A 9,746-nucleotide genomic window follows, 5' to 3' on the forward strand; every position below is an offset into this window, starting at 1 on the left:
GGCCAGCGCCCCGCGCGCCCGGTTCAGCGCGCCCTCGCGGGTCTCCTCGAACCCCAGCGGCTGCGCCCGCACGCCCGAGGGCACGTCCGCGCCCGCCACCTCCAACTCCGGAAAGAGCCGCGCGAACACCTCCCGCGCGGGCGTCACCTTCGCCGGGTTCAGCGAACCCACCACGATCAAGCGACCTCACCGCCCAGCGTCACCGGCGGATTCCAGTCGCCCAGCAGCTGACGCAGCAGCACCACCTGCCCCAGGTGGTACGCGTTGTGCGCCGCGAGGTCCGTCAGCGCGTCCCGCGCCCGCTCCGACGGGTCCTCCGCCAGCATCTGCGCGTGCGCGAGCCCCACCTCGAAGTCGCGCAGCACCCGCGCCCACTCCTCCTCCGACACCGTGGGCGGCCACAGGGACCCCACCGCGCCCCAGTCCACGTCCGCGCCCGACGCGTGCGACAGCAGCAGCTGCTGCGACCGCTCCGTGTGCCACAGCACGTCGTAGATCGTATGCGGCGTGCCCGGCAGGCTCCGCGTCGCCGTGCGGAACGACAACCCGCCCACGATCGCCGACACCTCCCGGAACGCCCCGCCACCCGACAGCGTCAACTGCAGCAGGTTCACGCGTCCACCCCGGCCTGCGTGTTCCACACGCCCAGCAGACGCCGCAGCACCACCACCTGACCCCAGTGGTACGCGTTGTGAGCCGCGATGTCCTCCAGCACCTCCCGGTCCCGCTCGGGAAGAGCCTCCGGGCTCGACGCCAGCTCCGACGCCTCGTACAGCCCCGCCCGCACCCCCGACACCAGATCCTCCCACTCCTCCTCCGACGGACGCGAGGACGGCCACTGCTCCTCGCGCGGCGGGAAACGCACCTCCGACGCGTCGTCCTCCGCCAGGGCCGTCAGCAGCACGTTCTGGGTCAGCTCGATGTGCCACACCAGGTCGTAGATCGAATAGGGCAGACCGTCCACGCGGCGCGTGGCGACCTCCAGCGGCAGGTCCGCGAGGATCGAATCCACGCTCGCGATGCCCGACCCGCCCAGCAGGAACGACTTCAGCACGCTCATGGGAAGAGCCTAGCGCGCGGGCACGGCCCCCCGCTCATGCCTGGGACGTTGGCGTGTCTCTGGACGAGTGGGTGGCCGTCCGCGTTTTGGCGTCGTACGCTCGGGGACGGCCCCTCGCTCATGCCTGGGGCGTTGGCGTGTCTCTCCAACTCATTGGTACCAATTCTTCTCCCACCGATGCCCGTACAGCTGCTCCACCTTCGCGCTGTCGAGGCCCATCCCGTCCGCGAGGGCCGCGTTGCGTTCCACGTTCCGCACGGACCTCATCCCCACGATCACGGTGCTCACCGCCGGGTGCGACAGCACGAAGCGCAGCGCCGTCTCCGGAAGCTGCTCGGTCGTGATGCCGAGGTCCCGCTCGATGGCGCGCAGGCGCTCGGCGAGCTCCTGCTTGCGGTCCCCGCGGAAGTAGTGCTCGCGGAAGTCGCCCTCGGGGAAGGTCGTGTCGGGCGTCACGTGGCCCGTGAGGCTGCCCTCGTCGAGCGCGACGCGCACGATCACGCCCACGTCGTGCGCGCGGCACGCGTCGAGCAGGCGGTCCTGCGGAGCCTGGTCGAAGACGTTGTAGATCACCTGCACCGTGTCGCACAGGCCCGTCTCGATGAGGCGGATCGCGTTGTCGGGCTGGTGGTCGTTGATGCTCACGCCCCACGCGCGGATCTTCCCGTCACGCTTGAGCTGCTCCACCGCGCCCCGCCAGTCGCCCTGATCCACCCAGTCGTCGTTCCAGACGTGGAACTGCTGCACGTCCACCCGGTCCATGCCGAGGTTGCGCAGGCTGCGCTCCGTGCACTCGATCACGTGCTCGGCGGGGAAGGTCTCGTCGGCGCGGCTGCCGGGCTGCGCGGGCCACTTCCCGTTCTTCGGGGGGATCTTCGTCGCGACGATGGTTCCCGGGTGCTCCCGCGCGACCTGCCCGACGAGCTGCTCGCTGTGCCCGTCTCCGTAGCCGAGGGCCGTGTCGATGAAGTTCCCGCCGAGCTCCACGTAGCGGCGCAGGGCGCGCAGGCTCTCGTCGTCGTCCGCGCCGACCCACATCGCCTTCCCGATGCCCCACGCGCCGTACCCGACCTCGCTGACCTGCATGCCCGTCCTGCCGAGTCTGCGTTTCTGCATGCGTCTTGCTATCAGCCCGGCGCGGGCGCGTCGGTGTGGAGGGGGTGACGGAACGTTCACACGCCCAGGTGACTTTACATGCGGAAAGTAAATTGCTCAGTAGTTTGACAATCGATATCCGCTACGCTAGCTTGACCTGGCAAGAGGTACGTATGACCCAGGAGAACTTCACCCCCGCCATTCCCGCGACCGCGTGGGCCATCATCGACAGCACGCTCCGCGAGGGCGAACAGTTCGCCCGCGCGAACTTCACGAGCGGCGACAAAATCGAGATCGCCCGCGCCCTCGACGCGTTCGGGGTGGAGTTCATCGAGGTCACCACCCCCATGGCGTCGCCACAGAGCGCCGCCGACGCCCGCGCCCTCGTGGACCTCGGCACCCGCGCCCGCATCATCACGCACGTCCGCTGCGCCATGGAGGACGCCCGACGCGCCCTCGACACCGGCGTCCACGGCCTCGACCTCCTGTTCGGCACCTCCAGCTTCCTGCGCGAGTTCAGCCACGGCAAGAGCATCGAACAGATCATCGACCAGGCCCGCGAGGTCATCGCCTTCGTGCGCTCGCAGGGCGTCATGGTCCGCTTCAGCGCCGAGGACACCTTCCGCAGCCAGGAAGCCGACCTCCTCGCCGTCTACCGCGCCGTCGACGAGGTCGGCGTGGACCGCGTCGGCCTCGCCGACACCGTCGGCGTCGCCACGCCCCGGCAGGTCTACGCCCTCGTCCGCGAGGTGCGGCGCGCCGTGAGCTGCGACATCGAGTTCCACGGTCACAACGACACGGGCTGCGCCGTCGCCAACGCCTTCGCCGCCGTCGAGGCGGGCGCCACCCACGTCGACACCACCATCCTCGGGATCGGCGAACGCAACGGCATCACGCCCCTCGGCGGCTTCCTCGCCCGCATGTTCAGCGTCGACCCGCACGGCCTCATCGACAAGTACGACCTCGGGGCGCTCCCCGCGCTCGACGCCATGATCTCCCGCATGGTCGGCCTGCCCATCCCCTGGAACAACTACCTCACCGGCGAGTTCGCCTACAACCACAAGGCCGGCATGCACCTCAAGGCCATCTACCTCAACCCCGGCGCGTACGAGGCCATCCCGCCCGAGGTGTTCGGCGTGGGCCGCACCCTGCAGGTCGGCTCGCGCGTCACGGGCCGCCACGCCATCGCCTACCGCGCGAAGGAACTCGGCCTGCACTTCGGCGAGGACGCCCTGCGCGGCGTCACCGACCACATCAAGGCCCTCGCCGACCACGGCGAGCTCGACGACGCGCACCTCGAACGCGTCCTGCGCGAGTGGGTGAGCGCGTGAGCCTCCCGCGCCCGCAGACCATGGCGGAGAAGATCCTCTCCGCCCGCGCCCGCGAGACCGTGTACGCCGGGGACCTCGCCGTCGTCGAGGTGGACCACGTCATGATCGTGGACTCCATCGCGCAGAGCGTCATCGCCGTCCTCGCCGACCTCCACGCCACCCCGAGGTACCCCGAGCGGGTCAGCTTCGTCATCGACCACGTCGCGCCCGCCAGCACCGTCAGCGTCGCGCAGGCGCAGAAGGAGGCGCGCGAGTACGCCGCCGCGCACGGTTGCCTCCTCTTCGACGTCGGACGCGGCATCTGCCATCAGGTCCTGATGGAGGAGGGCATCGCTCGGCCCGGCCGGATCGTGCTCGGCAGCGACAGCCACAGCACCACCTACGGCGCCGTCGCCGCGTTCGGCACCGGCATGGGCGCCACCGACATCGCCCTCGCCGCCGCCAGCGGACGCACCTGGCTCAAGGTCCCCGAGAGCGTGAAGGTCACCCTCACCGGCGACCTGCGCCCGGGCGTCACCGCCAAGGACGTCGCGCTCGAGATGATCCGCGAGCTCGGCGCGGACGGCGCCACCTACCAGAGCGTCGAGATCCACGCCGGGGACCGCTTCACGCGCGGCGAACGCATGACCCTCGCCAACCTCTGCGTCGAGGCGGGCGCCAAGGCCGGACTCGTCGTGCCCGGCGGAGAGATCCTCACGCACTACGGCTACGAGATCCCCGACTTCGTCCTGCCCGACGAGGGCGCCACCTACGTCCGCGAGCTCACCCTGGACCTCGGCGCGCTCGCACCCCGCATGAGCGCCCCCAGCGAGGTCGACAACGTCCACGACGTCGCCGACCTGCGCGGCCTGCGCGTCGACCAGGTCTTCATCGGCACCTGCACCAACGGCCGCCTCGAGGACCTCCACGCCGCCGCCGACGTCCTGCGCGGACGCCGCGTCGCGCCGCACACGCGCCTCCTCGTGATCCCCGCCAGCAGCGTCGTCATGGAGCAGGCCATGGCCGACGGCACCCTCCTCACGCTCCTCCAGGCCGGCGCGGTCCTCGGCACGCCCGGCTGCGGACCCTGCATGGGCCGCCACCAGGGCGTCCTCGCGCCCGGCGAGGTCTGCGTCAGCACCAGCAACCGCAACTTCATCGGCCGCATGGGCGCCGCCGACGCGCGCGTCTACCTCGCCAGTCCCGCCGTCGCCGCCGCCACCGCCGTGACGGGCCACATCGCCCTCCCCGAGGACGTCCGCCAGGAGGTGAGCGCCTGATGCCCCGCGTCTGGAAGTTCGGCGACAGCGTCAACACCGACGACATCCTCCCCGGCCGCTACGCCCCCTTCATGGTCGGCGAGGACGCCTTCCCCACCTACGCCTTCCACCTCATCCGCCCCGAATTCGCCGCGCAGGTGCGCAAGGGAGACCTCCTCGTCGGCGGACGCAACTGGGGCCTCGGCAGCAGCCGCGAGTACGCCCCCATGGCGCTGCGCCGCCTCGGCGTGGGCGGCATCGTCGCCGCGAGCTTCGCCCGCATCCACTACCGCAACCTCCTCAACCTCGGCATCCCCGCCTTCGAGGCGCCCGACGTGATCACGGAACTCCACGACGGCGACGAGATCGAGTTCGACCTGAACGCCGGACTCATCACGCGCGGCGCCCACACCTTCCAGCTCACGCCCCCGCCCGAGTTCCTCCGCGAGGCGCTCAAGGAAGGCAGCATCCTCGACTACTACCGCAAACACCAGAAGTTCCCGGGGGAGAGGTGACCGTGAAACGCTGACCCACCACCTCGATCAACAGGGCGTCCACGTTTTGGCTGTGTACGGACCCGAGCGGTCGGGTCCTCCTGCCTCGACCGTTTGCGCGTCTCTACAATGGTGGGCATGGCCGTCCTGGAAGTCGAATGCCCCATCTGCGGAGAATTCCTCGAACTCACCGACGAGGACCGCGCCCAGCTCGAACTCGGCGACGTGATCGTCTGCGACTCCTGCAACGCCGAGATGGAAGTCACGAAGAACGAGGGTGACGACTTCGACCTCGAACTGCTCGGCATCCTCACCACCTGCCCCAACTGCGGCGAGGAGTTCGACGTCACCGAGGAGACCCTCGGCGAGGGCGACATCGTCCAGTGCCCCCACTGCAAGGCCTACATCCAGCTCGAATTCGAGGAGTAGGCGAAGGAGACCCACCATGGCCAGCATCAGCTTCGAGAACCCCGACACCGGCGCCACCATCACCCTCACGAACCCCGAGCTCGGCGAGCTCGTCCTCGACGACGAGACCGGCGCGGAGTACGAGGTCGTCAGCATCGACCCGCCCCGCCTCGCCGCCGCCCCGCAGGAAGCGGAGGACTGGGGAGAGTAAGCAGGGAAGGCGGTCAGCCTTCAGCGATCGGCGGTCGGAGACGCCAGCGTCCTGCCACCGATCCCCGACCGACGTGCGGGCGTGAACAACCTTCGCTCCGGACCCTGCCGACGGCTGACCTCTGACTGCTGAAAGCCACGACTTATGGCCGACTTCGCCATCGTCTACGACCGCGTCCGCCCGGACGAGAAGCTGCTCTTCGACGCCCTCGACGCGCTCGGCGTGCCCTACGACAAGGTGTACGCCCCGCAGCTCAGGCTGGAGTTCGGCCGTCCCGTCCCGTGGAAGGTCGCGCTGGAACGCTGCGTGTCCCAGTCGCGCGGTCACGCGATCACCAGCGCCCTCGAAGGGCTCGGGGTGCGCGTCGTGAATCCCGCCCGCGTCATCGAGCTGTGCGGCGACAAGCTCGCCACGAACGCCGCGCTCGCCCGCGCGGGCCTCCCCACGCCCCGCACGGGCGTCGCCTTCACCGCCGAGGCCGCCCTCGACCTCATCGAGGAGTTCGGCTATCCCGTCGTGATGAAGCCCACCGTGGGCTCCTGGGGCCGCCTGCTGAGCCGCATCAACGACCGTGACGCCGCCGAGGCGATCGTGGAGCACAAGGAGGTGCTCGGCGGGTACCAGCATCACGTCTACTACGTACAGGAACTCATCCACAAGCCCGGCCGCGACATCCGCGCGTTCGTCGTGGCGGGCGAGTGCATCGGCGCGATCTACCGCGACAGCGAGCACTGGGTGACGAACACCGCGCGCGGCGCGAAGGCCAGCCGCTGCGAGGTCACGCCCGACGTCGCGGACCTCGCGGTGCGCGCCGCGCGCGCCGTGGACGGAGAGGTCGTCGCGATCGACCTGCTCGAGGACCCCGAGCGGGGCCTGCTGATCAACGAGATCAACCACACCATGGAATTCAAGAACAGCGTCACCACCACCGGCGTGGACATCCCCGGCCTGATCGTGCGGTACGCGCTGTCCCTCGTGGGGCAGCCCGCGTGACGCGCCTCAAGGTCGCCATCGTCGGCGCCTCCGGGTACGCCGGGGGCGAGTTCCTGCGGCTCGCGCTCGGCCATCCCATGCTGGAGGTCACGCAGGTCACGTCGGAACGGAGCGCCGGAACGCCCGTCCATTTCGTGCATCCGAACCTGCGCGGACGCACGACCCTCAAGTTCAGGAAGGCCGCCGAGCTGGAACCCGCCGACGTGCTGGTGCTGGCCCTCCCGCACGGGAACGCCGCGAAGCGCATAGGGGAGTTCGAGGGCCTCGCGGACACCATCGTGGACCTCAGCGCGGACTTCCGCATCAAGGACCCGGAGGCGTACCGCCGCGCGTATGGCGAGGACCACCCCGCTCCCGGGAAGCTGGCGGGCTGGGTGTACGGCAATCCCGAACTGCACCGCGACGAACTGCGGGGCGCCACGCGCATCGCCTGCGCGGGCTGCTTCGCGACGAGCGTCATCCTCGCGCTCTACCCGCTGCTCAAGCTCGGCGTGCCCGCCCCGAAGGACATCCACGTGACGGGCCTCGTGGGCTCCAGCGCGGCGGGCGCGACGCCCAGCGAGTCCAGCCACCACCCCGAGCGCGAGGGCAGCCTGCGCGTCTACAAGGCCACCGGGCACCGCCATCACGCGGAGGTGGAGCAGGAACTGCCGGGGCGCTTCCCGATCCACCTCACGGCGATCAGCACGCCCCGCGTGCGCGGCATCCTCACGACGGCGCAGCTCTTCATTCCCGACGGGTACAGCGAGCGCGACGTGTGGGGCGCCTTCCGCGAGGTGTACGCCGACGAGCCCTTCGTCCGCATCGTGAAGGTCCGGCAGGGCATCCACCGCTACCCGGACCCGAAGCTCCTCGACGGGACGAACTTCTGCGACGTCGGCTTCGAGACGGACCAGGACACGGGCCGCGTCGTCGTGATGAGCGCCATCGACAATCTCGTGAAGGGCACCGCCGGGCACGCCATCCAGAGCCTCAACGTGGCCAGGGGCTGGGAGGAGACGCTGGGACTGGAGTTCCTGGGGCTACACCCCTAATCCCTCCTCACGTACTCGAACTCCACCGTCCCCTCCAGCGCCTCGCCGTCCTCCAGGGCCGTGAAGCCCGTGCCCGTCACGCCGCGCTCGTGCAGGTTGAACGCGTTCGTGGCGTGCGACACGGGCTCCACCGCGAGCGTGCCGTCGGGGGAGGTGAACAGCACCACGTGCGTGAAGAGCGCGGAGGAGCGCAGCCTCAGCTCGTGCGGCGTGCCCTCCCAGCGCAGCGTGGCGAGGCCGCCGTACCCGCCGTAGCCGGTGTTGAGCGCGGTGCCGCCCACGACGCGCCCGGCGCGGAAGTCCAGTTCGGGCGGGACGGGCGACATGGGCCCCCCGGGGATGAGGGTGTCGTCCGTGACGTACACGCCCGCCGCGTCCAGCGTGAGCTCCACGTCGGCGGCGCCTTCAACGTGCCGTTCGAAGTAGGGGTGCAGGCCCAGCCCGAAGGGCGCGCGCTGCCCGCTCACGTTCGTGAGGCGCAGCGTCTGCCGCACGCCCGAGGGCAGGAGTTCGTAGGTCGTGTCCAGCGTCAGCGCGAAGGGGTAGTTGAAGTCCGGCACCTCACGCGAGTCGAAGCGGTACTCGGCGCGCGTGTCCGTCACGCTCACCACGTGGTGCGGTCGGTTGCGGACGTCGCCGTGCTGCGTGGTGCCGTCCGCCGCCGTGGGCCGCAGGGCGTACTCGCGGCCCGCCCAGGTGAAGCGCGCGAGGGGCAGGCGGTTCGAGAAGGGCGCGAGGGTGAAGCTCGCGAGCGGCGACGCGCTGCCCTTCTCCACCGCGCCCGCCGGGCTCCCCCGCAGGAGCGGCACGAGCGCCGTTCCTGCGCGCAGGTGCAGGTTCACGACGCTCGCGCCGACGGTGGGCGCGAGTTCGAGACGCAGGCGGTCGTTCTGCAGGACGTGGGTCATGAGGGGAGTGTAGCGGCCTTCTAGAATCGGGTATGCAGAACGCCGAGATGGAGCGTCGTCAGCGGGTCGTCCGTGTCGCCCAGGGGCTGGAGCCCGCCGACCTGGTGGTGCGCCGCGCGCGGGTGGTGCTCGTGCAGACCGGGGAGATCGTGACGGGCGACGTCGCCGTCGCGGAGGGCCGCCTCGCGGGCGTCGGAAGCTTCCGGGGCCGCGAGGAGCTCGACGCGCGCGGGCAGTACCTCGTGCCGGGCTTCATCGACGCGCACGTCCACATCGAGAGCAGCACCCTCACGCCGCGCCGCTTCGCGCAGGCCGTCGTGCCGCACGGCACCACCACCGTCGTGTGCGAACCGCACGAGATCGTGAACGTCCTCGGGCTGGCCGGGCTGGAGTGGATGCTCACGGCGGGCCGCGCGAGCGGCCTGCGGGTCCTGATGAGCTGCCCGTCGAGCGTGCCCGCCAGCCCGCACGAGGCGGGCGCCGTGACGCTCGGCGCGCAGGAAGTGCGCGCGGGGCTCGCGCGGCCCGGCGTCCTCGGCCTCGGTGAGGTCATGGTCTTGCCGGCCCTGCTGTCCGGCGATCCTTCCGTGTGGGGGATCCTGGAGGCCGCGCGGGGCGGCGTGCTCGACGGGCACGGCCCGGGCCTGCCGGACGGACTCGTCGGCGCGTACGCCGCGGCGGGCATCCACAGCGACCACGAGGCCGTCACGGTGGAGCAGGGCCGCGCGCGCCTGCTGGCCGGGCAGTGGCTGATGGTCCGCGACAGGAGCGGCGCGCGCGACCTCAGGGCGCTCGCGCCCCTGCTGAGTGAGCGCGCGCGCCTCGCGATGCTCGTCACGGACGACACGGACGCCCGCGAGCTCACCCGGGACGGCCACATGGACCGCGTGCTGCGCGGCGCCGTCGCGCACGGCCTCGATCCCCTGTACGCGCTCGCGCTCGTCACGATGCACCCCGCCGAGTACTGGGGGCTG

General features: G+C 70.9%; 13 protein-coding genes. 8 read left to right on the forward strand and 5 right to left on the reverse strand.

Annotated features, from left to right (window positions below; translation table 11 throughout):
• The 4 genes from DEIPI_RS0103665 to DEIPI_RS0103680 form a co-directional block, all read right to left on the reverse strand.
• Positions 1 to 174, reverse strand: a 174-nt coding sequence (locus DEIPI_RS0103665; RefSeq protein ID WP_245588505.1) for a DUF84 family protein, incomplete at its 3' end; no start/stop codon positions are given.
• 2 nt (positions 175 to 176) lie between these two features.
• Positions 177 to 614, reverse strand: coding sequence for a hypothetical protein (locus DEIPI_RS0103670; protein ID WP_027480890.1), 438 nt, complete (start codon positions 612 to 614; stop codon positions 177 to 179).
• Complete coding sequence (locus DEIPI_RS0103675; protein ID WP_027480891.1) at positions 611 to 1,060, reverse strand: DinB family protein; 450 nt, start codon at positions 1,058 to 1,060, stop codon at positions 611 to 613. The genes DEIPI_RS0103670 and DEIPI_RS0103675 overlap by 4 nt, the downstream gene beginning before the upstream one ends.
• Before the next feature lie 150 nt (positions 1,061 to 1,210).
• Positions 1,211 to 2,176: an aldo/keto reductase gene (locus DEIPI_RS0103680; protein ID WP_027480892.1), complete on the reverse strand. Its 966-nt coding sequence runs from the start codon at positions 2,174 to 2,176 to the stop codon at positions 1,211 to 1,213.
• Between the two features lie 152 nt (positions 2,177 to 2,328).
• Here DEIPI_RS0103680 and lysS point away from each other — a divergent pair, with 152 nt between their 5' ends.
• The 7 genes from lysS to argC all read left to right on the forward strand — a co-directional run bounded on the left by lysS (position 2,329) and on the right by argC (position 7,864).
• Positions 2,329 to 3,486: a homocitrate synthase gene (gene lysS, locus DEIPI_RS0103685; RefSeq protein ID WP_045233577.1), complete on the forward strand. Its 1,158-nt coding sequence runs from the start codon at positions 2,329 to 2,331 to the stop codon at positions 3,484 to 3,486.
• A 20-nt stretch (positions 3,487 to 3,506) separates the two neighbouring features.
• Positions 3,507 to 4,745, forward strand: coding sequence for a 3-isopropylmalate dehydratase large subunit (locus tag DEIPI_RS0103690; protein ID WP_045233590.1), 1,239 nt, complete (start codon positions 3,507 to 3,509; stop codon positions 4,743 to 4,745).
• Positions 4,745 to 5,239 (forward strand): LeuD/DmdB family oxidoreductase small subunit, encoded by a 495-nt coding sequence (locus DEIPI_RS0103695; protein WP_027480895.1) that lies wholly within the window; start codon positions 4,745 to 4,747, stop codon positions 5,237 to 5,239. Before DEIPI_RS0103690 ends, DEIPI_RS0103695 begins: the two co-directional genes overlap by 1 nt.
• A gap of 117 nt (positions 5,240 to 5,356) precedes the next feature.
• Positions 5,357 to 5,647 (forward strand): MJ0042-type zinc finger domain-containing protein, encoded by a 291-nt coding sequence (locus DEIPI_RS0103700; RefSeq protein ID WP_027480896.1) that lies wholly within the window; start codon positions 5,357 to 5,359, stop codon positions 5,645 to 5,647.
• A gap of 16 nt (positions 5,648 to 5,663) precedes the next feature.
• A complete protein-coding gene (gene lysW, locus DEIPI_RS0103705) occupies positions 5,664 to 5,837 on the forward strand; it encodes a lysine biosynthesis protein LysW (RefSeq protein ID WP_027480897.1) in 174 nt (57 codons plus the stop codon).
• 144 nt (positions 5,838 to 5,981) lie between these two features.
• Complete coding sequence (gene lysX / locus DEIPI_RS0103710; protein WP_027480898.1) at positions 5,982 to 6,830, forward strand: lysine biosynthesis protein LysX; 849 nt, start codon at positions 5,982 to 5,984, stop codon at positions 6,828 to 6,830.
• Positions 6,827 to 7,864 (forward strand): N-acetyl-gamma-glutamyl-phosphate reductase, encoded by a 1,038-nt coding sequence (gene argC / locus DEIPI_RS0103715; protein ID WP_027480899.1) that lies wholly within the window; start codon positions 6,827 to 6,829, stop codon positions 7,862 to 7,864. Before lysX ends, argC begins: the two co-directional genes overlap by 4 nt.
• On the opposite strand, the gene DEIPI_RS0103720 is transcribed toward argC, so the two are convergent.
• A complete protein-coding gene (locus DEIPI_RS0103720) occupies positions 7,861 to 8,772 on the reverse strand; it encodes an aldose epimerase family protein (RefSeq protein ID WP_027480900.1) in 912 nt (303 codons plus the stop codon). The genes argC and DEIPI_RS0103720 overlap by 4 nt on opposite strands.
• 32 nt (positions 8,773 to 8,804) lie before the next feature.
• Between DEIPI_RS0103720 and DEIPI_RS28240 the strand changes: the two genes are divergently transcribed.
• Positions 8,805 to 9,746 (forward strand): amidohydrolase family protein (locus tag DEIPI_RS28240; protein WP_045233578.1); only part of this gene is annotated, 942 nt, incomplete at its 3' end.

This window comes from Deinococcus pimensis DSM 21231 (genome assembly GCF_000519345.1).
Lineage (GTDB): Bacteria > Deinococcota > Deinococci > Deinococcales > Deinococcaceae > Deinococcus_A > Deinococcus_A pimensis.

Bases quoted from the DNA above. Each gene is read 5' to 3' on its own strand.
- DEIPI_RS0103675 (WP_027480891.1), bottom strand. From the start codon at position 1,060: ATGAGCGTGCTGAAGTCGTTCCTGCTGGGCGGGTCGGGCATCGCGAGC.
- DEIPI_RS0103680 (WP_027480892.1), bottom strand. From the start codon at position 2,176: ATGCAGAAACGCAGACTCGGCAGGACGGGCATGCAGGTCAGCGAGGTC.
- lysS (WP_045233577.1), top strand. From the start codon at position 2,329: ATGACCCAGGAGAACTTCACCCCCGCCATTCCCGCGACCGCGTGGGCC.
- DEIPI_RS0103690 (WP_045233590.1), top strand. From the start codon at position 3,507: ATGGCGGAGAAGATCCTCTCCGCCCGCGCCCGCGAGACCGTGTACGCC.
- DEIPI_RS0103695 (WP_027480895.1), top strand. From the start codon at position 4,745: ATGCCCCGCGTCTGGAAGTTCGGCGACAGCGTCAACACCGACGACATC.
- DEIPI_RS0103700 (WP_027480896.1), top strand. From the start codon at position 5,357: ATGGCCGTCCTGGAAGTCGAATGCCCCATCTGCGGAGAATTCCTCGAA.
- lysW (WP_027480897.1), top strand. From the start codon at position 5,664: ATGGCCAGCATCAGCTTCGAGAACCCCGACACCGGCGCCACCATCACC.
- lysX (WP_027480898.1), top strand. From the start codon at position 5,982: ATGGCCGACTTCGCCATCGTCTACGACCGCGTCCGCCCGGACGAGAAG.
- DEIPI_RS0103720 (WP_027480900.1), bottom strand. From the start codon at position 8,772: ATGACCCACGTCCTGCAGAACGACCGCCTGCGTCTCGAACTCGCGCCC.